This window comes from Pseudoalteromonas sp. T1lg65, from assembly GCF_051930985.1.
In the GTDB taxonomy this organism is placed as follows: domain Bacteria; phylum Pseudomonadota; class Gammaproteobacteria; order Enterobacterales; family Alteromonadaceae; genus Pseudoalteromonas.
In genome coordinates, this window is sequence record NZ_CP196837.1 from 2,403,056 (window position 1) to 2,428,400 (window position 25,345).

The window sequence follows — 25,345 nt, forward strand, 5'->3', positions numbered from 1 at the left end:
ATACTGAGTAGTTCCGATGGCAAACAAAACGTTAGAGTTAGCATTGAGAGTGGTGGCCGAAACCACTGGGAAGCAAAACATTGAACAACTCGTTGCTGAACTTCGCAACATTGAGCAAAGCGCCGAACGTGCCAACCCTGCTACAGAAAAGCTCAGTAAACAAATTGATGGTGTAGCCACAAGTGCTAATAGCGCTGAGCCTAAAAGCGACCAGCTAAACAAGGCGCTAAACGACACCACGCAAACCGCAAGCACAACAGCTAAAACCGCAGGCAAACTGGCCAATGAGCTAGACGATTTAGGCGACTTACAACAGCTAATACGCGCCTTTGAGCAATCCAAACAAAAACTAGAGCAACAAGAAATAGCCACGGCCGCCGCAGCTCACGCCCTTAATCAGTTACAAGTTCAAGCGCAAAACACCAATAAGCCATTTGTAGAGCTGGCACGGGGTATAGATTTAGCCGAACACGACTTAAAACAGATGCGTGACGAACTCACGCAAAACACGGGTAAACATGCTGCTTTACAGGCCGAGCTTAAACGCTCTGGCGTTGATACTAACAATTTACGCGTGGCCAAACGTAACTTAGGCGCTCAGTTTGATAAAGCAGGTAAAGCGGTAGATGGCTTTACTCAAGACCTAAAACAAGGCAATGCAGCACAACAGGCGCACGCAGCTAGCTTAGGTAAAGTTGCGGGCCAAGTGGCTGCGCTGGCCGCCGCCTATTTTGGTTTAGATAGAGTGGCCAGCGCGGTTAAATCGGTATTTGAAACGGGCGACAAGTTTGAAAAGCTCGGTATTCAAATGCAAGCGCTGATGGGCGGTATTGCAGACGGTGCAAAAGCCACTGAATGGGTAACTCAATTTACTAAAAACACCCCATTGCAACTAGGTGAGGTCAGCCAAGCATTTGTTAAGCTTAAGGCGTTTGGCCTTGATCCAATGGATGGCACCTTACAATCCATCACAGACCAAGCACTCAAGCTTGGCGGTGGCTTTGAAGAAGTCCAAGGCATATCACTGGCCCTTGGCCAAGCATGGGCGAAGCAAAAGCTGCAAGGCGAAGAAATTTTACAACTGGTCGAGCGCGGTATACCCGTTTGGGAGCTACTTGAAAAAGTCACAGGTAAAAATGTTCAAGAGCTACAAAAACTATCCAGTGCCGGCAAGTTAGGCCGCGATGTCATTAAGCAGTTGATTGATGAAATGGGCCGAACCAGCTCGGGGGCGGCTGCCGCGAAAATGGCACTCTTCAGCGGCCAAGTCAGCAATGCAAAAGACAATCTAGAGCAGTTTTATAACCTTATGGCGCAATCGGGTGCAATGGACTGGCTCAAAAACCAACTCATCACATTAAACACTGAGTTTGCAGCCATGGCGGCAGATGGCCGACTACAAGAGTGGGCACAATCAATTAGTGATACCATAGTAAACACAGGCACCATTATTAAAGATGCCGTAAACACTTTATACGATTACAGAGAAGAAATTGGTTTTGTGGCCAAGGCGTGGCTCGCGCTAAAAATTAGCGGTTATTTTAGTAGCGTTGTTAGTGGTGCCGTTGCTGCAACCCGCGCATTTACGACTTACAAAACAGCCATTAATAGCGCGACCACGGCAACACACGCCGCCACACTAGCTACCAACAAATGGAAAAGTGCCCTTAGCTTTATCACCAAAGGTGGCTTGTACACGCTGCTTATCTCAGAGTTGGTTAATGTTGGCATCGAGTACAACAAGCTTTTAACCCTTGAGAACCAAGTAGCCAAGAGCCAAAGAGATGTAAAAGTGTCTTCAGCCAAACTTGCTGAAGAGTTTAAAATAATCAGTGAAAATACAGGCGTGCTTATCTCCAACATGGACGAGCTAGATGCCGCTGTTAAGCGTGGCACCATCGTCTGGAATGAGCGTACATACACTTATGAAGGCGTAGCCAAAAAACAACAAGAACTGGCAGAAGCCGCAAAACAAGCAGAGCAAGCCGAACGAGAACGCCAAGCATTTTTAACCCTGACCGTTGCCGAAGCACTCAAAGTGACCGAATCACTAGAGCAACAAGCACAAAACTTAAACGGTGTGCGTGATGGCGTTGACGGCTTTATACAGTCCTTAAACTCAGCCCGCACCGCACTGGTGAACTCTGGCACGGAATACAGCCAACAAGTTGTCTTACTTGATTCACTTAAGGCTAAGTTTGAAGCCCATAACGCATCGTTAGCACGACAGTCATATTTAGCAGGTGATGTAAGTAAAGCCTATAAAGAGCTGGGTTTAACAAGCAGCACCGCACTTGAGCAAACCGCCACCAAGTTACAAGGCGCGTTTGAGTTAATTCAACAGAAAAACGAACCCATTGCCCTGCAACAACAGGCCTTTTTAAAGTGGGCTGATGCCGCCATAAAAGCGGCGGATGCGACCAACCAAACCGTACCCGTTTCAGTGCAAGCGGCTGCGGCGGCGCTTGGGCTTACTAAAGAGCTAGACAAGCTGGTTGAAAAAGCCAATGCGCTTAAGCCCGTTACCGATACAAATAGCGAAACGGTAAAGCGCTTTACCGTAGCACTGGATACAACCAGCGCCGCCATAAAGCAAAATCAGCAAGTGTTAGCTTCAAGCACGGCAACCGCTGAGCAAAAAGCGCAGGCTCAAGCCGCACTAACCAAACAACAAACGCGCTTAACCCAACAAACCGAAGACTTAAACAAGGTTCAACAGTACGAACTGGCAACTCTTGGCCAACTAAAAGCTGAGCAATCAGAGTTAATTAGCCAAGTAACGAACTTGGACAACCGCTACCGTGCGGGCACATTGAGCGGTCGAGAGTACACCGAGCAGAAAGCGCGCCTAGAATCGCTACTACGTGTAGTGAATGGCTTACTGGGTGATTTTAAATCTGCACAAGATGATGCTACAGAGGCAACAAAGCGCGGTACTCAAGCTACGAAAGAAGCGACAAAAGCCGCCGAAGATAATTTTAAAAGCTTACGTCAGCAAAAAGATGAGTTAGAAAAAGTCAGCCAAAGCGCGGCGCGCGCTTCAACCAACATCAACAACTATACGCAAAGTGCCCGCCCCACGGTCAGTAACATAGTGGACTATCAAGAAAAGTATGAAACTGATGGGGCATATTCATTTGAAAGTGCAGAAGTTCGCGCTGAAAAAAACCGCCGCGCTCATGAAGCATTAGCTAAGCAGCAGTATGAAAAGTTTGAACGTGGTATTCAAACAGCAACCAACTCAAACACGCTGAACCAACTTTATCAGCAAGCCATTAAACAACTGAACTATTTAGATCAAGAGCAACGCAAGCAACTGGCTGAGCTAATCGCTGAGCAAAGAAAGGCATTGCAGAGCCTCAACACGCGTTCGCAAGATACACGTCCAACACAAAGTAACATTAGTTACAGCACACCGACACTAAACGGCACAAATAGCGCCTTAGCTGATGCGATCAATTCATTGGTAAACACGCTCAACCGTCAACATTCAGGTAAAACCATCACCTTGCAATTGAGCTTACCCAATGGGCAAACCGCAGAATTGTACGCCCATATACGAGACGAGTTATTAAACGAACTAGAACAACTGAGTAATGCACAATGATAGTGATAAACAATATTCAACTCGATAATGCAGTATGGACAGATGAATACGACTATCAAGCTGTTACAGAGCAAACCGAGCGCGCCCTCAATGGCGCACAGCATATTGAAAAAACCTTGATTGTGGGCCGCCCAATTACGATTGAAAGCGTATTGGAACCAGCAGCGCTTTACATTGCACTATTTGAACATAGCCAAACCAAGTTAGCTGAATTTGTTATCACCATACGTGGCACAAGCTACACAGTGGTGTGGAACCACAACCAAAAACCTGTGACAGGTTCGCCACTACAATACTTTAGCGACTCCACACCGACTCACTTTGAAAACATCACACTAAGGCTGAAAACGGTATGACCATCATTAGACGCCATTTAAAGATATTTAAACCAGAGCGTTTAGGCAGCGCCCCAAACGCTGGCGGCCACCGTACTAGCAAGGCGGTGATTAGCGGCAAACTAAACGATGTGTTTAGCTCAATCAGCGATGTTGACCATGCCCGTAGCGCGTTTGATTTAGTGAAGCTATACCCTGCGGTTGCTACTGATGACGCAACTAGGTTGCAGGATGCACACGTATTTATCAGCGATCAACCCGATGACCCGCTAGTTTGCACGCTATTGGTTGAGTCACCTCAACTACGAGATGATTCATTGCTCGATGATATGCTGCCGATGATGACCTCAAGCGGTACAAAATATCACGGAACAAGTTACCTCACATCGACATATGAAAGCGGTGATTTTTACCTAACAATCAGAGAATTAAAAAGGTCATTAGCGCCAAGCGTTACCCGTTCGGAAACAAAACAAGGGTTACGGCCGCAATTTGATGACGCTGGTGATGTAACGGGCTATCGATACAAAAAAATTGAGTCATTTGGCAATCTCAGTGAGTTTAGTATTGATATCCCTGACTTATTGCTTGATTACACAAGAGTTGTTTTGCGCCATAATTCATGGTCTTCCCTGTGGAGGCAACCAGTCATTAACGGCACGGTGGTATCAGGGGAAGTATATGAAGGAAGATATTTACCCAATGGTACTGTTCTTTGGATTTATTACTTGTCGAATCTGGACTTCCGGTTTCACTCATTTAGCACGAGTCAAAACATCACATTAGGTGCGACAGAGACCGTTGTCAAAGGCACTGTTAAACTAAGAAAGTTAGGTTCCAGCCAGATAGTCACTGATGATGGCAATGGCCGATTTATTCATTCAGGCTACGTTATCGCGACAATTGACTATGATACGGGCGTAATTACCGAGGTTGAATCCATCGATTACAGCGGCACAGTAGAAGAGGAACTGGGTGCATTAATCCAGTTAAAACCACTTTCTATTAGAGAGCTTGATTTTACCTTGCCGTCCCAATCGTTTGCTCGGGATAGTGTTTACATTCGCGCCAAATCAGTTTCAGGTACTGAGTTTAGTGCATCCAGTGACGCAAATGGCACTATCACAGGCACGAATATATCAGGTTCAGTGAGTAGCAGTGGCACGGTTTCACTGACGTTTGCTGTAGATATGGTGCAGGAATCTATCACCTATGATTATGATGAACTCATCGTTATAAATGTCCCAAGTCCACCGGGAGGAATATCCCGCCATCTACTGCCTGAAGGTGGGTTCGTCCCGATTTTCCATGAGTTTAACCTAGTATGCGTACAGGACCGTGAGCGCTCCCAACACGCGAGCCTCAGCAGTGGGCAGCAAATATCCGTTTCAGCTAATGCTAACTGGGTGGATATTGTTGATAACAACAATCTATCACTCTATAGCGCCAATGATGACAATTACAGCTATGACAAATCCACAGGCAAAGTAACGATAAAATCAGACATTAGCGGCTTTTCTGGCCCGTTCATCATAACGGTGGTCCATAGCGAACTGGTGCTGGTTGATGCAATTGAGGGGGATAAACTACGGATACTCTCACCATTACAAAAAACGTATCCAGTTGGGGCAACCGTATCTAGTGTATATGTACTTGGGGATTTGCAAGCGACTACGCTAAATGAACGAACGCTAAGTGCATGGCAAAACGATTTTGGCGCAACAGGTTCACCCGCTTCCAGTGCAATTAATGTCATACAGTATCCCATTGAACTGAGCAATATTGGATGCATTGCCCAGCGTTGGGCGCTTGTATTTACCACAGCGACAGAGTTTAAAGTAATTGGTGAGCATGTAGGAGTCGTTTATCAGGGTTCTATAAACCTAGATTGCTCTCCTATCAACCCGTTTTCCGAAGCCCCTTATTTTTTCATTCAAAAGGAAGCTTTTGGGGTTGGCTTGAATCCGGGCGAATGTTTTTTGTTTGAAACCACCGCTGCAAGTAAACCAATAATGCTGACTCGTTCAGTCTCCCCCGGACATACAGACGTAATTTTCGATTCTTCAACAATGGCTTTTAGAGGTAACAAAGAGTGATTTCTGAACTGAACCAATTAAATAGATTTAATAGTAGCGACGAAGGAGCGCCAGCTGCTGATGGCTCACATGAAGGTACTATAAACGTACTCAGAAAAGTATTAATTGAAGGGTATGGAGATAAGCAGCCCGCAGGATGGAGCATTCTGTTCCAAGAGATTGACAGCATTGTATTACAAACAGCAAATGCTGACTATTGCTATAAGATTTCCCCTGCGGTGAGTTACTCTGCTGGTATGAATCTGCAAGGTTATGACAGCATGACCAGCATTAATGACGGCGTTGGAAGAATGCCGGACTATAGTTCAGCAGGCCCCAAATATTCCACGAATACTCCCCCAACGACCCCAATCTTAGGTGCTGAGTGGGTTATATTTGCCAACCAATATTGCTGCTATATATTGACAAGCAGTATATGCAGTTTCATTGGGTTGCTTGATTCGCCCGCTGCAAATGCGAATTGTGTAAGTGGTGGATTTCAGGGGTGGAACTCTCAAAACTATGATCGTGGATTTCCTATAGGTGATGGTTACTTTTCTGCTTGGATACGAGCTATAGGTGGTGAAAGCTTTGCACGAGCGCGACCAAAGTATTATCAATTTAATGTCTCAAAGCAAAAGCCTGAAGGAAGCAGCAACTTGTTGTTTCAGTGCGGGTTTGAAATAAACGGAACTACCGCATATTTTCCGGGAATGTTTGGAGCAATGCTTCATACCCTCAATACAAACATCGTCGACGGCCATAATTTTTATAAATATACCAGAACAGGTGGTTCAGATGCTTCTAATAGAGGAGAGGTATATTTATGCTATCTATAAGCAAGCGACTTTTTGGTGAAAGCATTCGCCTGCTTGGTGACTCATCATTCGAGTCTGCAAGAGATTCGCAGGCCCATTTTCTGTTCTCTGTTACATTAGATACTCAACGTGAAACCAGCAATGAGACTGTTTTAGTTTTTGAAAAAGATTCATACAATCTGATTGGATCTGCGTTATCAGTGAATGGAAAGTGTGAGGTACGCACCTATGACGCCAGTCCAGCAAATAACTTTTTAGTGCTCGCACTGGATAACAAAGGTGAGCTAGAGGCTGAAGCAATTGATAATGTTGCCCCAGAAACTGTTTGGCTATGATAAAAATCATATTAAATAACTCTTCTAGCAACCCCACCTCTCCGTTATTTATCCGTTTTGGTGATGATGGGTTAGATAAAGAAGAAGTGGGGATTGAGATGTTGTGCGCTTTCGGTTCCTCAATCAAAATTAATTCTCTCTGTACTCTAGTTCACAGCCATGTTCACAGTCTGCCGAACATAATTCAGATGCCATGTTCATTGAGTGAAAACTATCAGAATATAGTGGTGTTGGAATGGCCTACAATCATGAGTTATGTTATGAGCGCTGCCTCGCCTAGTTGGTCAGTCAACCAATTGAATGTATTTGAACGAACTTCTTACTGGGGGACGCACCTACTTGCAGTATTCGAAACTTCACAGCATTGGCAGCAGACTGCCGAAACCAGCCAATCGTTGATGGTTTATTATGGGCCTACCGACAGGCAATACATTTGCGTTAAAACAAGTGCACCTCATAAAGGGAAGCTGATTGTCAGGTTTAAAAGTAAAGTTGTTGGGCCTGTTGGTGTTATAAATTTTAACCTTTTCGCCCCTGAAGAGTTTTGCTTTTGGGGCTTACCCGGTGGGCCAATTCGCTCCGATGATGACATTCCGCCCATAGACAAAAAAATCCCAATAGAGCCACAACTACAGAGATATTACATTATGCAGCCTGTTACCTCCTGCAATCGAGTAACCGACGATTTAAAAATACTGATCAGTAGCATCAACATTACATGGCTGCGCGGTCAATTTGCCGCGACGGGCAACATCAAGTTTAGCAGCAGAATAGATATGGAGCGCGCGATTGGGCAGCAGCTGAAACTGGTTATTAACGGCTACGAGTTCATAGTGATTTGCGAGCAACCCAGTACAAGCAATCGATTTGCGAATAATAGCTATAGCGCGTCGATACGTTCAAGGTTTGCAGAGCTTGCTGCACCGTATCAGCGGGAGCGTAATTACGTAAACACCGTAGATAAGACGCTCGCAGGTATCATGACCGACATACTCGAAAACACTGGCTGGACGTTAGACAACAAAATGATTGATTACCCAATCCCTGAGGGGGCGTTTTCGTATCGAGGATTGACGCCCGCTGCTGCACTGCTAAAAGTGGCCAGTAGCATTGGTGCTATTCTGGACATTAACGATACAACTAAAACTGTCTCAGTTGTGCCCGAGTGGCCAGTCAACCCTTGGAGCACCGAGCAAGCAACACCTGATGTAATACTCAATGACGCCCTAATACTAGAGCACAATACACAAGACACCATTCAGCCAGCCCACAATGTTGTTTTTGTGAGAGGTGAGCAGCAAGGCGTAGCATGTAAAATCAAGCGCCAAGGCACACCCGCGACTGATTACGCTCGCGACATCGTAGATAATCTAATCACCGACGTACAAGCCGCGCGTCAACGCGGCACATGTGAACTAGCAAGAAGTGGTAACAAACGAACTGCAACCATTCGGACCAAACTCAAAGCTGACCTGCCACCAATCAGACCTGGCATGTTATTAGGTGTAAGGTTCGAAGACGAGCTATACAAAGCAACCGTGGACTCACTGGCTATCTCTGCCAGTATCAGCAACCAAGGTGCTATTATGGTAAATCAAACAATTCAGGCGGTACGCAATGTCTAACACACTAAACAGACTCGGTTCGGTACTCTCCGGCACACAGCGTAGTATTGTAAAAGTGCTAACAGTAAATAATGATGGTACGACTACCGTAGAGCACAGCGATGGCACAACTAGCCGCGTACTGGGTGATAGTGTTCAGTCAGGTTCAGCGTATATAGAGAATGATCGCATCACAGGGCAAGCACCAGACTTGCCATATAGTGAGGTGGAAATCTGACTTTCCTGACTTTCGTTAAAAAAACAATATGAAACCCTTGCCTTGTGTGTGTTAATAAAGTTTTACAAATACAAAAGGACGAAACATGAAATTCGCACTATTAGCGACCTTGATATCTCTAGGGTCAAACCTGTCAGCACATGCACAGCAATTAGCTCTGAGCGACGCGGAATGGCTCAGGACCGAAGATAGCCATTATTCATTTTATACAAGTGTAAATGGAGCGCACAAATTGGAAGCCCAAGCTTTTGCTTACAATAACCAAATTGACTTTCGACTAGTTTGGACAGACGAGAAAACCTGCAAGAAGTATAGAGATGGCACAGTCTTCGAGCAGAGGATTTATCTAGTAAACGATCAACAGATCAATTTTGCACACTCATGTCATGGGAAAAAACTGATCGCTGCATCACCATTCAGCGAGTCTGGTGAAGGAAATCAGTATGTGCTAAGCACATTTGACAAAGCCAAAGGGGAACCTGTTAAATTTGTGCTGGTAGATAAAACATCGAGGGACAAGCTTTATATGATACCTAGCAAGGGCTTCACTGCATTTTACACTGAGCTAAAAAAGGCGACAAAAGAAGCACTTTAATCTCTATCTACTACGAGTACATGAGTCCGACATGTACTCGAACTACGAGAAAACAATTTAAACCCGCTTTAAAATAATGAAAATTTTATTTTTCGCACTTTTCGCGCAATTCACGCTGAGTTTTCGCGCGCGGCATCAGTAAAGAGAAAAAGCAAAAAAACCGTCGCATTGCTGTATTGGTTATCGTTGCTTGGCGTCGGATGGCGCTGCGCTTATGCCGACCTACCAGGTGTGGTGATGAAAGTATTTTGGTAGGTTGGAAAAGCGAAGCGCCTTCCAACATGGTCAAGTTTGCTAAAGACATAAAGCAAAAACCCGTCGCATTACTGCAACGGGTTTCTCTTATAGGGCCCTGGCGATGTTCTACTTTCACATGGCAGCTGCCACACTATCATCGACGCTGTTTTGTTTCACTTCTGAGTTCGGCATGGGGTCAGGTGGTTCCAAAACGCTATGTTCACCAGGAAAAACTGGATAAATAATTGTTCTGATTTTTATATTTTATTAAATAAGGCCCTGGCGATGTTCTACTTTCACATGGCAGCTGCCACACTATCATCGACGCTGTTTTGTTTCACTTCTGAGTTCGGCATGGGGTCAGGTGGTTCCAAAACGCTATGTTCACCAGGAAAACTGGGTGCAAATGTCTAATGACATCGTGCATCGCACGAGCATTCCATTTGCGCAAGGTGAACCGATTTCGCGATGTCGCTGAGGTTGGTCACCTTGTTTAATTCTTAATTATCCTGCGTTTTAATCGCAGGAATAAATCTGGAAAGCTTAAATAAATTCTTCGTCTACTTCAGTTTCATTAACTTCTGTCGCTTAAACCACTTTGGCGTTGTATGGTTAAGCCTCACGGGTAATTAGTACGAGTTAGCTTAATGGCTCACACCACTTCCACATCTCGCCTATCAACGTTGTAGTCTTCAACGGCCCTTTAGTGGAGTCGAACTCCAAGTGAGAACTCATCTCGAGGCTCGCTTCCCGCTTAGATGCTTTCAGCGGTTATCGATTCCGAACGTAGCTACCGGGCAATGCAATTGGCATCACAACCCGAACACCAGCGGTTCGTCCACTCCGGTCCTCTCGTACTAGGAGCAGCCCCTCTCAATTCTCAAACGCCCACGGCAGATAGGGACCGAACTGTCTCACGACGTTCTAAACCCAGCTCGCGTACCACTTTAAATGGCGAACAGCCATACCCTTGGGACCGACTTCAGCCCCAGGATGTGATGAGCCGACATCGAGGTGCCAAACACCGCCGTCGATATGAACTCTTGGGCGGTATCAGCCTGTTATCCCCGGAGTACCTTTTATCCGTTGAGCGATGGCCCTTCCATTCAGAACCACCGGATCACTATGACCTACTTTCGTACCTGCTCGACGTGTCTGTCTCGCAGTTAAGCTTGCTTCTACCATTACACTAACCGTACGATGTCCGACCGTACTTAGCAAACCTTCGTGCTCCTCCGTTACTCTTTGGGAGGAGACCGCCCCAGTCAAACTACCCACCAGGCACTGTCCTCAACCCCGATTAGGGGCCTAAGTTAGAACATCAACACTACAAGGGTGGTATTTCAAGGTCGGCTCCACAGAAACTAGCGTCTCTGCTTCAAAGCCTCCCACCTATCCTACACATGTAGGGTCAATGTTCAGTGCCAAGCTGTAGTAAAGGTTCACGGGGTCTTTCCGTCTAGCCGCGGGTACACAGCATCTTCACTGCGATTTCAATTTCACTGAGTCTCGGGTGGAGACAGCGTGGCCATGGTTACACCATTCGTGCAGGTCGGAACTTACCCGACAAGGAATTTCGCTACCTTAGGACCGTTATAGTTACGGCCGCCGTTTACCGGGGCTTCGATCAAGAGCTTCGCATACGCTAACCCCATCAATTAACCTTCCGGCACCGGGCAGGTGTCACACCGTATACGTCATCTTACGATTTTGCACAGTGCTGTGTTTTTAATAAACAGTCCCAGCCACCTGGTCACTGCGGCTCTCGTCTGCTTACGGAGCAAGTCCTTCACAAACAAGAGCGTACCTTCTCCCGAAGTTACGGTACAATTTTGCCTAGTTCCTTCACCCGAGTTCTCTCAAGCGCCTTAGTATTCTCTACCTGACCACCTGTGTCGGTTTAGGGTACGATTCAGTATGAACTGAAGCTTAGAGGCTTTTCCTGGAAGTAGGGCATCAACAACTTCGCCACCTTAGTGACTCGTCTCGACTCTCAGCCTTAGCGACCCGGATTTTCCTAAGTCACCAGCCTACAGCCTTTCACATGGACAACCAACGCCATGCTTGCCTAGCCTGCTCCGTCCCCCCATCGCATTCATACCGAGTACGGGAATATTAACCCGTTTCCCATCGACTACGCTCTTCAGCCTCGCCTTAGGGGTCGACTCACCCTACCCTGATTAACATGGGATAGGAACCCTTGGTCTTCCGGCGGAGGAGTTTTTCACTCCTCTTGTCGTTACTCATGTCAGCATTCGCACTTCTGATATGTCCAGCATGCCTCCCGGCACACCTTCAGCCACTTACAGAACGCTCCCCTACCCCGCGAATATACCCCGAAACTATCTCTTACAACTCAACGTGTTGGTCGCTTGACCGTTGGGCACTTCGTGCGTCAACGTTAATCTTAAAATAGTTTGGGTGGTATATTCGCAGCCGTAGCTTCGGTGGTATGTTTAGCCCCGTTACATCTTCCGCGCAGGCCGACTCGACTAGTGAGCTATTACGCTTTCTTTAAAGGGTGGCTGCTTCTAAGCCAACCTCCTAGCTGTTTTAGCCTTCCCACATCGTTTCCCACTTAACATACACTTTGGGACCTTAGCTGACGGTCTGGGTTGTTTCCCTCTCCACGACGGACGTTAGCACCCGCCGTGTGTCTCCCGGATAGTACTTTACGGTATTCGGAGTTTGCAAAGGGTTGGTAAGTCGGGATGACCCCCTAGCCTTAACAGTGCTCTACCCCCGTAAGTATTCGTCCGAGGCTCTACCTAAATAGATTTCGGGGAGAACCAGCTATCTCCCGGTTTGATTAGCCTTTCACTCCTAGCCACAGGTCATCCCCTAACTTTTCAACGTTAGTGGGTTCGGTCCTCCAGTTGATGTTACTCAACCTTCAACCTGCCCATGGCTAGATCACCGGGTTTCGGGTCTATACCCTGCAACTTAAGCGCCCAGTTAAGACTCGCTTTCGCTACGGCTCCCCTAAATGGTTAACCTCGCTACAGAATATAAGTCGCTGACCCATTATACAAAAGGTACGCAGTCACCCAACAAGTAGGCTCCTACTGCTTGTACGTACACGGTTTCAGGTTCTATTTCACTCCCCTCACAGGGGTTCTTTTCGCCTTTCCCTCACGGTACTGGTTCACTATCGGTCAGTTGGGAGTATTTAGCCTTGGAGGATGGTCCCCCCATATTCAGTCAAAGTTTCACGTGCTCCGACCTACTCGATTTCACTTTAAATAAGTTGTCGTGTACGGGACTATCACCCTGTTTCGTCATACTTTCCAGAATGTTCCACTAACTACATTAAAGCTTAAGGGCTGGTCCGATTTCGCTCGCCGCTACTTTCGGAATCTCGGTTGATTTCTTTTCCTACGGGTACTTAGATGTTTCAGTTCTCCGCGTTCGCTTCGTTAACCTATGTATTCAGTTAACGATGACCCAAAGGGCCGGGTTTCCCCATTCGGAAATCCTAGTCTCAAGTGCCTCTTACTGGCTCAACTAGGCTTATCGCAAGTTAGTACGTCCTTCATCGCCTCCAACTGCCAAGGCATCCACCGTGTACGCTTAGTCACTTAACCATACAACCCAAAATGGTTTTTCTTCGTTTTTGAACTTTATGCTGCGTTCCTTGTTATTTTTACTTGGTCACAACCAGACGGTTGCTCCCGGCGATAAAAATATCAAGCGCCTTGCCTAAAACTCAAAATCATTGAAAAATGTCCAGTTTGACATTGTATTATCAAAGACTGATTTAACTTCGCCAGAAGTTAATATTGAATACTAAAGTAGACGCTAATTAATCATCGAAATGATTAATTGGCATTTTCTTTCGAAAACTCGATAAATAACATCAGTTATCTATCAGAATTTAATTATCAGCTTTTCCAAATTTTTAAAGAGCATATATCAGTAAGCCATCAGGCCTACCAACAATCATCTGTGTGGACACTTCGAACAAATAAGTTCTAAATCGTATAAGGAGGTGATCCAGCCCCAGGTTCCCCTAGGGCTACCTTGTTACGACTTCACCCCAGTCATGAATCACTCCGTGGTGAACGTCCCCCCGAAGGTTAGACTATCCACTTCTGGAGCAACCCACTCCCATGGTGTGACGGGCGGTGTGTACAAGGCCCGGGAACGTATTCACCGCGGCATTCTGATCCGCGATTACTAGCGATTCCGACTTCATGGAGTCGAGTTGCAGACTCCAATCCGGACTACGACAGGCTTTAAGGGATTCGCTCACTATCGCTAGCTCGCTGCTCTCTGTACCTGCCATTGTAGCACGTGTGTAGCCCTACACGTAAGGGCCATGATGACTTGACGTCGTCCCCACCTTCCTCCGGTTTATCACCGGCAGTCTCCTTAGAGTTCCCGACCGAATCGCTGGCAACTAAGGATAGGGGTTGCGCTCGTTGCGGGACTTAACCCAACATCTCACAACACGAGCTGACGACAGCCATGCAGCACCTGTCTCAGAGTTCCCGAAGGCACCAATCTATCTCTAGAAAGTTCTCTGGATGTCAAGTGTAGGTAAGGTTCTTCGCGTTGCATCGAATTAAACCACATGCTCCACCGCTTGTGCGGGCCCCCGTCAATTCATTTGAGTTTTAACCTTGCGGCCGTACTCCCCAGGCGGTCTACTTAATGCGTTAGCTTTGGAAAAGTTGTCCGAAGACCCCAGCTCCTAGTAGACATCGTTTACGGCGTGGACTACCAGGGTATCTAATCCTGTTTGCTCCCCACGCTTTCGTACATGAGCGTCAGTGTTGACCCAGGTGGCTGCCTTCGCCATCGGTATTCCTTCAGATCTCTACGCATTTCACCGCTACACCTGAAATTCTACCACCCTCTATCACACTCTAGTTTGCCAGTTCGAAATGCAGTTCCCAGGTTAAGCCCGGGGCTTTCACATCTCGCTTAACAAACCGCCTGCGTACGCTTTACGCCCAGTAATTCCGATTAACGCTCGCACCCTCCGTATTACCGCGGCTGCTGGCACGGAGTTAGCCGGTGCTTCTTCTGTCAGTAACGTCACAGCTAGCAGGTATTAACTACTAACCTTTCCTCCTGACTGAAAGTGCTTTACAACCCGAAGGCCTTCTTCACACACGCGGCATGGCTGCATCAGGCTTGCGCCCATTGTGCAATATTCCCCACTGCTGCCTCCCGTAGGAGTCTGGACCGTGTCTCAGTTCCAGTGTGGCTGATCATCCTCTCAAACCAGCTAGGGATCGTCGCCTTGGTGAGCCTTTACCTCACCAACTAGCTAATCCCACTTGGGCCAATCTAAAGGCGAGAGCCGAAGCCCCCTTTGGTCCGTAGACATCATGCGGTATTAGCCATCGTTTCCAATGGTTGTCCCCCACCTCAAGGCATGTTCCCAAGCATTACTCACCCGTCCGCCGCTCGTCATCTTCTAGCAAGCTAGAAATGTTACCGCTCGACTTGCATGTGTTAGGCCTGCCGCCAGCGTTCAATCTGAGCCATGATCAAACTCTTCAATTAAAAGTTTTTTTGTTCTCACCCTATAAAGAGTGAAGAACGGCGCTCATTGAATTCTGATTTTGATACCTTTCGGTATCGAATTGACTGTGCGTTATTATTTTCACTTTTAAAAAAGTGAAATCAAAACAGCTCAAGGCTGAATCTTTTAATAACTTATGGTCACTCAGTTCAATTGAGACTCTAAATTTGTTTGCATCATCTAGCGAACTAGAATCTGCTGTTAGAACTCAATCTGTACGAGTGCCCACACAGATGATTGCTTCATATTGTTAAAGAACGGTTCGAAACACTTTGTTGTTTCGAGGGATGTGCATTTTAAACATTCCCAATTTGTTGTCAATGCTTGTTTTGAATTTCTTTTTAGAAGCTCAACTTCAAGTCTTATTTGACTCAACCAACTCGTTGCTCACTTGCTTTTCAGCGTGCTGCCCCGTGTCAGTGGATGCGCATTATAGGGAGATTCGATTTCAGTGCAAGCGTTTTTTTAAGAAAAGTTGTAAAAACGGAGCGTTCGAGCAAAAAGCATACAAACCCCATTAAACAAGTAAGTTTGCTGTATACTAAACAACCCATCACTTTCTAAAGCAACAGATATTAAGTATATAAATTTCTTTTCTGCAGATTTTCGTATCTAGAACGCGCTGATGCTATTTAAGGAAATGTACCACGCACTTTTGATACTATTTATAGCTTCCTATATGGCATGCAAAAATATCAATACAAATAATGCATAATCTATTAGATGGCGAGACACCCACTAAATAAGTCACTAATACCAATCAGCTTAACTAAGAGGCCTATTTTGAAGCAAGAAAACCTGAATAGTAGAAGAACTTGGCTGCAGGGTTATGAGATCAAAGATCTAAACCAAACTTATAAAAGCTATCAAGAATGTGAGAAAATAAAACGAGTTGATTTTACGGGGGAGATATTTTGATAATATATTGGAGGCGGAACCCGGAGTCGAACCGAGGTGGACGGATTTGCAATCCGCTGCATAGCCACTCTGCCATTCCGCCATCAAAATTTGGAGCGAGTAACGAGGTTCGAACTCGTGACCTCAACCTTGGCAAGGTTGCGCTCTACCAGCTGAGCTATACTCGCGTTCCATTTGCAGGATAAACCTATGCTTATTAGATAGTTGAAATAAAATTATCTTTTAAGCCGGGGTATATTCGCATTAAGATTTGACAATGTCAATGGTGCCCGGGGCCGGACTTGAACCGGCACGCTGTTACCAGCGAGGGATTTTAAATCCCTTGTGTCTACCAATTCCACCACCCGGGCATCGGGTGTTGAAAGCAATTGGAGCGAGTAACGAGGTTCGAACTCGTGACCTCAACCTTGGCAAGGTTGCGCTCTACCAGCTGAGCTATACTCGCGTTCCGATGAAGTATTTACTTCTAAATTCCGAAATGGTGCCCGGGGCCGGACTTGAACCGGCACGCTGTTACCAGCGAGGGATTTTAAATCCCTTGTGTCTACCAATTCCACCACCCGGGCTTCGGGTTGCTTTCGCATGTGGAGTGTTGAGAAATGGAGGCGGAACCCGGAGTCGAACCGAGGTAGACGGATTTGCAATCCGCTGCATGGCCACTCTGCCATTCCGCCATCAAAATTTGGAGCGAGTAACGAGGTTCGAACTCGTGACCTCAACCTTGGCAAGGTTGCGCTCTACCAGCTGAGCTATACTCGCATTCCATTTTGATAAAAGGCATCATTTAAAATTTCATTTAAATGACATACTGCCCTCTCAACACGGACGCATTCTACAGAACTTCTTGAGGGCGTCAATATAAAAAATGAATGTTTTTAATCGTTTGCTCAAAATTTATCTAAAGCGGTTTTATATTAGCCACATATGCTCAAGAATCTATCAATTCGGTTCTGGCAGCATATAAATATTGCAACATCGACACCAAAGTAAGTAACGTTGCGATACCCAAAAGTCCATAACTTAGTTGAATCATCCAAGGTGCGAATTGCCATATAAGACCGATTATCGCCAACATTTGAGCGGCAGTTTTAAATTTCCCTAGCCAAGAGACTGCAACATGACCTCGCTTGCCCTGCTCAGCCATCCACTCTCTTAAAGCAGAAATGACGATTTCTCTACTAATGATGATTAGCGCCGAAAGCGTAATAAATGCATTTTGATAAAACGTTGCCAAGATAACTAAAGCAACACTCACCATGACTTTATCAGCAACTGGGTCAAGGAATGCCCCAAACGGCGTTGACTGATCAAGTTTTCGAGCGAGGTAGCCATCGAGAATGTCTGTGATTGAGGCTAGCCAGAAGATGAACGCTGCAGCGAAAAACGCCCACGAATATGGTAAATAAAACACGATTGCAAAAACTGGGATCAGTAGCAATCTAAAGATGGTAAGCGCATTTGGAATATTCCACATAACTACTAGTATATTGTCTTTTTTTCTATGTTCGCACGATTGATCAAGCTTTGTCATGCAAATGGTTAAATATCTTCTCAGCCATGTCAGGGCTGATCCCTGGAACTTGTTTCAATTGATGTACATTGGCAGACTTTACGCCCTGCATACCTCCCAAATATTTCAACAATGCTTGGCGACGTTTCTGCCCCACTCCTTCGATTTCTTCCAGCAAAGATTGAGTTCGTTGTTTTTGACGTTTATTGCGATGTCCTGCAATGGCAAAACGGTGAGATTCATCTCTAATGTGTTGGATCAGATGAAGTGCGGGCGAGTCACTAGATAAATTGATGGTTTTTCTACCACCGTCAATGAGCAACGTTTCAAGTCCTGGTTTGCGACTTGTTCCTTTTGCTACACCAATCAGCATCGGCAGTTTTTCCAATTTCCAATCAGCAAAGAAAGCTTCAGCTTTTCCCAATTGGCCTTTACCACCATCAATAAAAATGATGTCTGGTACTTTTTCTACGTCTGTCATTTTACCGTAGCGTTTGTTGAGCGCAAAAGCCATTGCCGCATAATCGTCCCCAGGTGTTATTCCTGTAACATTAAAGCGGCGATATTCTTTATTGTTCGGGCCTTGGTTATCAAATACAACACATGACGCTACCGTGTTCTCACCCATCGTGTGACTGATATCAAAACATTCCATGCGGTTTATGTCGTTCAAACCCAATGCCTCTTTCAATGTCGCGACCCTCTTGGTCACGGAATCTTGAGCACTTTGCTTTACTTCCAAACTGTTCTGTGCATTTTTATTTGCAAGCGCTAGGTATTGCGCACGCTCAGCCCTTACATTAGATTTAAACTGAACTTTACGCTGTGCAACTTCACTTAAGGCCTGCTCGAGCACTTCAGTTTCAGGCAAAGAAAATGGCAGTATGATTTCTTTTGCAATTCGGGACTGATTACCTGAGGAAATATAATACTGACCCAAAAAGGATGTCAGCACTTCATCTTTATCGGAATCTTTTGGCACTTTAGGAAAATGGGTCTTGGTTCCTAATATTTTGTGCTCTCGCACCATCAATACATGGACAGCAACAATGCCATTTCTTTGTTCATAACCAATCACATCAAGCTCAGCAAAGTTACCCGCTACGGATTGCTGCTCTTGCATTTGTCTTAGTAAGGCTATTTGGTCTCGATGCTTGGCTGCCCTCTCAAAGTCAAGCGTTTGACTGGCACATTCCATTTTTTCGACAAGGCGAGCAATCACCTCTTGAGAGCGGCCCGTTAAAAACTGTCTTACCAGCGCTACCTGTTCTTTATATTCTTCTTCTGAAACCTTACCCACACAAGGAGCTGAGCACCTTTTCAGTTGGTACTGTAAACAAGGACGACTCCGAGCTCGATAATAGGCGTCTTCACATTGACGTACAGGGAAAATTTTCTGCATTAAGCGTAAGCTATCAGATACCGCAGCACTACTCGGAAAAGGCCCAAAGTATTCTCCTTTGGCTTTTCTGCTACCACGGTGAAAAGAAAGTCTGGGGTGTTGGTGATCACTCAAGAATATATAAGGATAACTTTTATCATCCCTCAATAGAATATTGTACCTAGGCTGGTACTTTTTGATCAGGTTATTTTCTAATAAAAGCGCTTCTGTTTCAGTATTGGTCAGAGTAACTTCAATACTATTTATATTACTAACAAGAACTCGGGTTTTACTGTCCGTGATATTTTTACGGAAGTAGCTAGAAACCCGCTTTTTGAGATTTTTAGCCTTGCCGACATAAATAACCTGGTTTTGTATATCGTACATCCGATAAACACCCGGTTCGCTCGACAAGGTTTTTAAGAACAGCTTGTGATCAAAAGCAGACATCGAAAAAACAGACTAGTGACTACTGTCGATATCGATCATCTTATGGCGAATTGCCAAATGGGTAAGTTCAACATCACCACTGACATTTAATTTCTCAAACATCCGATAGCGATAACTGTTTACCGTTTTTGAGCTTAGGTTCAAACGATCAGCGATATCTTGCGCTTTTTCCCCTTTGGTGATCATTAACATTATCTGGAGTTCACGTTCAGACAAGGTTTGGAAAGGGTTTTCATCATTTCTACCACTAAACTGTGCTAGGGCAATTTGTTGCGCGATTTCTGGCGCTATATAACGTTGTCCAGCATTGACTGAACGTATGGCATTGATAACTTCATCAGGTCCCGCGCCTTTTGTAAGATAGCCATGGGCACCTATTTGCATCACTTTACTTGGAAACGGGTCTTCACAGTGTACGGTCAATACAATTACTTTGACATCAGGACAATAACGGCAAATGCGCTTTGTAGCCTCTAAACCACCTATCCCCGGCATGTTCATATCCATAAGAACAATATCTGGCTCTTCCTGTCGGCAAAATGCCACCGCTTCTTCACCTGTTTTAGCTTCTCCGATCACTTTAAAGCCACGCACGTCATCCAAAATGCGTTTAATACCTGTTCTTACAAGTTCATGATCATCAACTAAAAGCACATTAATCAACAGCACACCCTCTATGCATATCTTGGTTACAAGAAGATACAAACTTCTATAACTTGGAGGTTACCACATATTTCTCAAAAGCATAACGCTAAGAATGGGATAAAAACAACAATTTAATACAAAAGGAGGATAGTTGAAAAGCAATAAATCTATTCCAACTATCAACAACCTAGGATATGGCTAAGAAAAACTCAGTGGGAGCGTGGTACTCCCTCTTTAACTGCTACTCCTTCGTGGTAGAAAACTTATCTACCCACAATGCAATCACTCCATCACCAGTGACATTACATGCTGTGCCAAAACTATCTTGCGCAAGATAGAGTGCAATCATTAGCGCGACAGCACCTTCATCAAACCCAAGCATGCTAGTCAGTAGACCTAGCGCCGACATCACTGCCCCACCCGGCGCACCCGGTGCTGCAATCATCACGACTCCAAGCATAAAAATAAAGGGTAAGATCTGTGTGATTGACGGAACACTCATTGCTGGAGAGAGTAACATGACTGCTATCGCACAAGTCACAATCGTAATAGTTGAGCCTGATAAATGAATGGTTGCACACAGTGGGACAGAAAAGTTTGCAACTTCTTCTTTTACACCATTGGCTTTACTTGAACGCAGTGACACAGGAATAGTCGCGGCACTAGACATGGTTCCGATGGCGGTAAAATAGGCTGGTAGCATATTTTTAATCAACGCTAGCGGGTTTCTTTTCAGTAACACACCACTACCAACAAATAGTAAAGTTAACCATAACCAATGCATTATTACTGCCGCAACCAGGACAATCCCGAAAGTGCTCAAAGTATCTGCAACCGTGCCAGCGACGGCCATTTCAGCAAACACACCCGCAATATAAATTGGTAGTGCTGGAATAATCACTTTCGCTAATAGTGCGTCAATAACATCGCGAGCTTGGTCTGTCACATTTTTCAGCGCAGATAACTGACCTTGGCTAATGCCAATCCCGAAAATAAATGCCGTTGCTAATGCAGTCATTACCCCCATAAGTGGTGGAATTTCTATATCTATAAACCCTTTTAGCTCGTTACTTTGATTTGCCTGATACGTAACGCCACCATCAAAAAGCGGTATAAACAAGTTAACTAAAAGATACGCTAACGTGCCTGCTACAATCGTTGAACCATAGGCAAAGCCGACAGTTTTACCCAACAGATTGCCAGAACCTTTTGGCAATCCCGCAATGCCTGAAGCAATAAAAAACAATATAATTAGTGGAATGGTAAAACTAATAAGTTGACCAATCACGACTTTTGCAGTGTAAAGTAGTTCTACCATGACTAATGGCAGATATAATCCCGCGAGCATCCCGAACAAGATACCTGCCACCAACTTCAAAATAAGCGACATAGAATAATTCCCAATTCCTAAAATAAGGCGCCTTTTTTAACACGTTTTACAGGCCTATTGCCAACTTATGAGTACAACGCTTCGGAACACAACCTTTATTCCTTTCCGGCGTTGAACGTAATTAATTGTTAGTTAACGATATTAAATTGTTCACAGCGAATGAATAATGTCTAATACATTTACAAATAAGCATTTTTATAAATATTCATGTTAAGAAGTATTACATTTGCAGCAGGTTGTTTGGCAGTTTCCCTTTCCAATTACGTTATCGCAGCTGATACGATTCCATTTATTGCAACACCAGCAAAGGTTGATGGAAAAATCAATGAAGACGTTTGGCAGCGAGCCTTACAAATAGACATTAACAACGTCAACTGGCCTCATGAAAATCATCCAAGTCCAGTCAAAACGACAGCCTATGTCTATGAAAATGGCGAGTCACTGTTTATCGCTTTTGATGCCAAAGACCCTAACCCTGAACTTATCCGTGCATTTTTCCGTGACCGAGACAAAAACTGGGAAGATGACTTAGTTGGGTTCAAAATTGATACCTATAATTCCGGGCGCAGTGCCTATCAGTTTTTTATTAATCCTTTCGGTGTGCAGCAAGACTCTATTGAAAATCAATTGACTCAAAGTGAAAACGCCTCATGGAATGGCATCTGGGATAGCGTTGGTAAAGTAAACAACGACGGCTATGTGGTTGAAGTAGAGCTGCCTTTACGAGTACTAAATTTTAACGACACCAATGGTATCAAAACCATGGCGATGGAGTTCTTACGTTTTTATCCACGCAATGAAAGATTACGCATATCTAATATGCAACTGGATCATGCCAATAGTTGTTGGATTTGCCAAATGCCAAACTATCGGGGCTTCGAAAATGCCAAGCAAGGGAAACACTTTACTGTGATCCCCACATTGGTCGCCAATCAAGTGGAAACCAGAGATTTTGAAAATGGAATAGCAGAACCTTGGCAACAAGAGAAAAATGTCGAGCCCGGCGTTGATATCAAATGGGCAATTACCCAAGATACAACGCTAAATGCAACGCTTAATCCCGACTTTTCTCAAGTCGAAGCCGATACTGGACAATTAAACGTTAATGATAGCTTTAGCTTATTTTTTCCAGAAAAAAGAGCTTTTTTCCTAGATAATGCAGAGTATTTTGATTCTCACATGAATCTGATCCACACCAGAAACATCGCAGCCCCTGACTATGGTGTGAAAGTCACCAGCAATAAAAATGGTCATACATTTGCAGGGTTCATTGCCAATGACGAGAAAACCAATGTACTCATACCTGGTAACTTAGGCTCTGACGTTGTGTCGCTGGATAGAAAGAGCGAAAACTTAGCGCTACGCTATCGTAATGACTTTGATGACACTCTATCTTTTGGCGCAACGACAACTCGCAAGCAAAGCGATGACTACCACAACCAAGTCGTTAGCGCAGATACAAAGTACCAACCAACCGCTAACGACACACTACTATTACAGGTAGTGGCTTCCGATACGCAATATGACTCAGCTTTCACCCAAGAGTTTTGTGATGGAGAAATTAGCGATTGTGAATTGAATGAAGCCGCTTTAAGAACACTAGAACATGATCAACGCGGACTTGGTTATTACATTAATTATTCGCATAATCAAAAACACTGGCGTGCGTTTACTAGCTATTTAAGAAAAGATGAAGCGCTAAGAGCTGACATGGGATTTATGTCCCAAGTGGATTTCAATAAATTTCTCACTGGATTTGAATACCGTTGGTATGGAGAAAAATCACAATGGTGGAATCGAGCACGTTGGTACACTGACTGGGATATTACACATAATGAAAACGGTGAATTATTAGAAAAAGAGATCCAAACAAACTTTAACATTAACGGTCCACTACAAAGCTTTATTGATGTTGGATTGGAGCACCGCAAGCGAACCGGTCTGAGAATTGATGAAACTCGATTTGATATCGATGGAAACACCGAGCTGTTTAGTGAAAATACTCTGTGGACCTATATGGAAATTAAACCAATATCAGGCGTGTTTGCAGCACTCAACTTACGCAAGGGAAACCGAGTCGATCTGGCAAATAACCGGATTGCTCAAATGCGCTACGCCAGACCTTCAATTAAGCTCAATTTAGGTAAACACTTTGAGTTCAAACTGGTACATACCTATGAAAAATTAGAAGCTGAGGGCGCAGATGTTTACACCGCGAATCTATCTGATTTGAGACTAACGTACCAGTTTGATATCAACAGCTATCTGCGGTTGGCAGTCATACATACAAATATTGAAAGAAACCCAGATAATTATTTAGATGAGGTTGATTCACGCTACAAAAGTTTAGGCTTACAACTACTATACTCTTACAAGCTAAATCCACAAACCGTCTTCTTTGCTGGTTATTCTGACCGAGGATATCAAGATGACGAGTTAGCAGCGCTGAAAAAGAATGAAAAGACTTTCTTCATGAAAGTTAGTTATGCCTGGTTGATGTAAAAACAAAGTTTTAAATAACTACTGGCTATAAGCATAATTGATATATCTTATAGCCATTCTTTACTTCTTTTTTGTAATAAGCGCAGTAAAGTGTCAACTATTAAGAACCTAGTTTATCTAAGGGAACACCATGACTAAAGTATTTGCAGACAACAGCCTAACCATAGGTAACACGCCGTTGGTTAAATTAAACCGAGTGACTGGCGGAAATGTATTCGCGAAAGTTGAAGCTCGCAACCCGAGTTTCAGTGTTAAATGCCGTATCGGTGCATCTATGATCTGGGAAGCTGAAAAAGCGGGCCTACTGAGTGAAGATAAAGAGTTAATTGAGCCAACTTCGGGTAATACAGGTATCGCCCTAGCGTTTGTCGCAGCATCTCGCGGTTATAAACTAACACTCACGATGCCAAATACGATGAGTCTTGAGCGTCGTAAACTGCTTAAAGCGCTAGGTGCAAACCTTGTGTTGACCGATGGTGCTAAAGGTATGAAAGGCGCCATCGAAAAAGCGAATGAAATTCAGGCAAGTAACCCTGAAAAATACGTATTACTACAACAGTTTGAAAATCCAGCAAACCCGAAAATCCATTTCGAAACTACGGGCCCTGAGATTTTCGATGCATTAGATGGCAAAGTAGACTACTTCATCGCTGGTGTTGGCACTGGTGGTACTATTACTGGGGTTAGCCGCTACCTGAAAAAGGAAAAAGGCCTGAACGTAAAATCGATTGCTGTCGAGCCTGTTGATTCTCCTGTGATCACGCAAACTCTTGCCGGAGAAGAAGTAAAACCTGGTCCGCATAAGATCCAAGGTATCGGCGCAGGCTTTATCCCCGGCAACTTAGAGCTAGAACTCATTGACGGTACTGAACTTGTTTCAAATGAAGACGCGATTGCGATGGCACATCAGCTCATGCGTGACGAAGGTATCCTAGTGGGTATATCTTCTGGCGCTGCTGTTGTTGCTGCAAAACGTATTGCAGAAAAACCTGAAAATGCAGATAAAAATATCGTTGTTATTCTGCCAAGTGCAGCAGAAAGATACTTATCAAGTCCTTTGTTTGCTGAAGTATTCTCAGATCAAGAACTAGTGCAATAAAATATCCTCGGGCGGTATTTTTACCGCCCTGTTCCTCTTTCATTTCCTCTTACCCTACACTACACTTCTAACT

Annotated in this window: 14 protein-coding genes, 7 tRNA genes and 4 rRNA genes; 10 read left to right on the forward strand and 15 right to left on the reverse strand. The window is 44.7% G+C overall.

Annotated elements, in window-relative coordinates; all coding sequences use genetic code 11:
• Positions 1 to 16 precede the first annotated feature (16 nt).
• From ACSLBF_RS10545 to ACSLBF_RS10580, 8 genes are all read left to right on the forward strand, one after another.
• Positions 17 to 3,607, forward strand: coding sequence for a tape measure protein (locus ACSLBF_RS10545; RefSeq protein WP_440053376.1), 3,591 nt, complete (start codon positions 17 to 19; stop codon positions 3,605 to 3,607).
• Entirely contained in the window at positions 3,604 to 3,963 is a 360-nt protein-coding gene (locus ACSLBF_RS10550) for a hypothetical protein (protein ID WP_440053377.1), read from the forward strand. The genes ACSLBF_RS10545 and ACSLBF_RS10550 overlap by 4 nt, the downstream gene beginning before the upstream one ends.
• On the forward strand, positions 3,960 to 6,038 hold the full coding sequence (locus ACSLBF_RS10555; protein WP_440053378.1) for a hypothetical protein: 2,079 nt from the start codon (positions 3,960 to 3,962) through the stop codon (positions 6,036 to 6,038). The genes ACSLBF_RS10550 and ACSLBF_RS10555 overlap by 4 nt, the downstream gene beginning before the upstream one ends.
• Positions 6,035 to 6,856, forward strand: coding sequence for a hypothetical protein (locus tag ACSLBF_RS10560; RefSeq protein ID WP_440053379.1), 822 nt, complete (start codon positions 6,035 to 6,037; stop codon positions 6,854 to 6,856). Before ACSLBF_RS10555 ends, ACSLBF_RS10560 begins: the two co-directional genes overlap by 4 nt.
• Positions 6,844 to 7,170, forward strand: coding sequence for a hypothetical protein (locus ACSLBF_RS10565; RefSeq protein ID WP_440053380.1), 327 nt, complete (start codon positions 6,844 to 6,846; stop codon positions 7,168 to 7,170). The genes ACSLBF_RS10560 and ACSLBF_RS10565 overlap by 13 nt, the downstream gene beginning before the upstream one ends.
• The gene (locus tag ACSLBF_RS10570) at positions 7,167 to 8,795 is read left to right on the forward strand and encodes a hypothetical protein (RefSeq protein WP_440053381.1); all 1,629 of its coding nucleotides are present in this window, start codon (positions 7,167 to 7,169) and stop codon (positions 8,793 to 8,795) included. Before ACSLBF_RS10565 ends, ACSLBF_RS10570 begins: the two co-directional genes overlap by 4 nt.
• Complete coding sequence (locus tag ACSLBF_RS10575; RefSeq protein ID WP_440053382.1) at positions 8,788 to 9,012, forward strand: hypothetical protein; 225 nt, start codon at positions 8,788 to 8,790, stop codon at positions 9,010 to 9,012. Before ACSLBF_RS10570 ends, ACSLBF_RS10575 begins: the two co-directional genes overlap by 8 nt.
• An 85-nt stretch (positions 9,013 to 9,097) precedes the next feature.
• Positions 9,098 to 9,607 (forward strand): hypothetical protein, encoded by a 510-nt coding sequence (locus tag ACSLBF_RS10580; RefSeq protein WP_440053383.1) that lies wholly within the window; start codon positions 9,098 to 9,100, stop codon positions 9,605 to 9,607.
• 350 nt (positions 9,608 to 9,957) lie between these two features.
• On the opposite strand, the gene rrf (ACSLBF_RS10585) is transcribed toward ACSLBF_RS10580, so the two are convergent.
• From rrf (ACSLBF_RS10585) to ACSLBF_RS10655, 15 genes are all read right to left on the reverse strand, one after another.
• Positions 9,958 to 10,072, reverse strand: a 5S ribosomal RNA gene (rrf, locus tag ACSLBF_RS10585).
• Between the two features lie 49 nt (positions 10,073 to 10,121).
• A 5S ribosomal RNA gene (rrf, locus tag ACSLBF_RS10590) occupies positions 10,122 to 10,236 on the reverse strand.
• 216 nt (positions 10,237 to 10,452) lie between these two features.
• Positions 10,453 to 13,428 (reverse strand): 23S ribosomal RNA (locus ACSLBF_RS10595).
• 397 nt (positions 13,429 to 13,825) lie between these two features.
• Positions 13,826 to 15,358, reverse strand: a 16S ribosomal RNA gene (locus ACSLBF_RS10600).
• The 16S, 23S and 5S rRNA genes sit together here, the layout of an rRNA operon.
• 945 nt (positions 15,359 to 16,303) lie before the next feature.
• Positions 16,304 to 16,377 (reverse strand) — tRNA-Cys (locus ACSLBF_RS10605).
• 9 nt (positions 16,378 to 16,386) lie between these two features.
• Positions 16,387 to 16,462: transfer RNA gene (locus ACSLBF_RS10610), tRNA-Gly, on the reverse strand.
• Between the two features lie 96 nt (positions 16,463 to 16,558).
• A tRNA-Leu gene (locus tag ACSLBF_RS10615) sits at positions 16,559 to 16,645 on the reverse strand.
• A gap of 19 nt (positions 16,646 to 16,664) precedes the next feature.
• Positions 16,665 to 16,740: transfer RNA gene (locus tag ACSLBF_RS10620), tRNA-Gly, on the reverse strand.
• A 34-nt stretch (positions 16,741 to 16,774) separates the two neighbouring features.
• Positions 16,775 to 16,861: transfer RNA gene (locus tag ACSLBF_RS10625), tRNA-Leu, on the reverse strand.
• Positions 16,862 to 16,895: 34 nt separating this feature from the next.
• Positions 16,896 to 16,969: transfer RNA gene (locus ACSLBF_RS10630), tRNA-Cys, on the reverse strand.
• A 9-nt stretch (positions 16,970 to 16,978) separates the two neighbouring features.
• Positions 16,979 to 17,054, reverse strand: a tRNA-Gly gene (locus tag ACSLBF_RS10635).
• A gap of 169 nt (positions 17,055 to 17,223) precedes the next feature.
• Complete coding sequence (pgsA, locus tag ACSLBF_RS10640; protein WP_440053384.1) at positions 17,224 to 17,769, reverse strand: CDP-diacylglycerol--glycerol-3-phosphate 3-phosphatidyltransferase; 546 nt, start codon at positions 17,767 to 17,769, stop codon at positions 17,224 to 17,226.
• Between the two features lie 43 nt (positions 17,770 to 17,812).
• Positions 17,813 to 19,636 (reverse strand): excinuclease ABC subunit UvrC, encoded by a 1,824-nt coding sequence (uvrC, locus tag ACSLBF_RS10645; protein ID WP_440053385.1) that lies wholly within the window; start codon positions 19,634 to 19,636, stop codon positions 17,813 to 17,815.
• A gap of 12 nt (positions 19,637 to 19,648) precedes the next feature.
• On the reverse strand, positions 19,649 to 20,299 hold the full coding sequence (gene uvrY, locus ACSLBF_RS10650; protein ID WP_440053386.1) for a UvrY/SirA/GacA family response regulator transcription factor: 651 nt from the start codon (positions 20,297 to 20,299) through the stop codon (positions 19,649 to 19,651).
• A 223-nt stretch (positions 20,300 to 20,522) separates the two neighbouring features.
• Positions 20,523 to 21,671: a dicarboxylate/amino acid:cation symporter gene (locus ACSLBF_RS10655; protein WP_440053387.1), complete on the reverse strand. Its 1,149-nt coding sequence runs from the start codon at positions 21,669 to 21,671 to the stop codon at positions 20,523 to 20,525.
• 207 nt (positions 21,672 to 21,878) lie between these two features.
• Between ACSLBF_RS10655 and ACSLBF_RS10660 the strand changes: the two genes are divergently transcribed.
• Positions 21,879 to 24,173 carry a DUF5916 domain-containing protein gene (locus ACSLBF_RS10660; protein ID WP_440053388.1) on the forward strand — a complete coding sequence of 765 codons (2,295 nt, stop codon included), beginning with the start codon at positions 21,879 to 21,881 and terminating at the stop codon, positions 24,171 to 24,173.
• A 130-nt stretch (positions 24,174 to 24,303) separates the two neighbouring features.
• Entirely contained in the window at positions 24,304 to 25,272 is a 969-nt protein-coding gene (gene cysK, locus ACSLBF_RS10665) for a cysteine synthase A (protein WP_440053389.1), read from the forward strand.
• The last annotated feature ends 73 nt before the right edge of the window (positions 25,273 to 25,345 follow it).

Excerpts from the sequence above, each read along its gene's own strand:
- ACSLBF_RS10660 (WP_440053388.1), top strand. The coding sequence starts at position 21,879 with ATGTTAAGAAGTATTACATTTGCAGCAGGTTGTTTGGCAGTTTCCCTT.
- ACSLBF_RS10555 (WP_440053378.1), top strand. The coding sequence starts at position 3,960 with ATGACCATCATTAGACGCCATTTAAAGATATTTAAACCAGAGCGTTTA.
- ACSLBF_RS10545 (WP_440053376.1), top strand. The coding sequence starts at position 17 with ATGGCAAACAAAACGTTAGAGTTAGCATTGAGAGTGGTGGCCGAAACC.
- ACSLBF_RS10580 (WP_440053383.1), top strand. The coding sequence starts at position 9,098 with ATGAAATTCGCACTATTAGCGACCTTGATATCTCTAGGGTCAAACCTG.
- ACSLBF_RS10575 (WP_440053382.1), top strand. The coding sequence starts at position 8,788 with ATGTCTAACACACTAAACAGACTCGGTTCGGTACTCTCCGGCACACAG.
- pgsA (WP_440053384.1), bottom strand. The coding sequence starts at position 17,769 with ATGTGGAATATTCCAAATGCGCTTACCATCTTTAGATTGCTACTGATC.
- ACSLBF_RS10570 (WP_440053381.1), top strand. The coding sequence starts at position 7,167 with ATGATAAAAATCATATTAAATAACTCTTCTAGCAACCCCACCTCTCCG.
- ACSLBF_RS10655 (WP_440053387.1), bottom strand. The coding sequence starts at position 21,671 with ATGTCGCTTATTTTGAAGTTGGTGGCAGGTATCTTGTTCGGGATGCTC.
- ACSLBF_RS10565 (WP_440053380.1), top strand. The coding sequence starts at position 6,844 with ATGCTATCTATAAGCAAGCGACTTTTTGGTGAAAGCATTCGCCTGCTT.
- uvrC (WP_440053385.1), bottom strand. The coding sequence starts at position 19,636 with ATGTCTGCTTTTGATCACAAGCTGTTCTTAAAAACCTTGTCGAGCGAA.
- ACSLBF_RS10550 (WP_440053377.1), top strand. The coding sequence starts at position 3,604 with ATGATAGTGATAAACAATATTCAACTCGATAATGCAGTATGGACAGAT.
- cysK (WP_440053389.1), top strand. The coding sequence starts at position 24,304 with ATGACTAAAGTATTTGCAGACAACAGCCTAACCATAGGTAACACGCCG.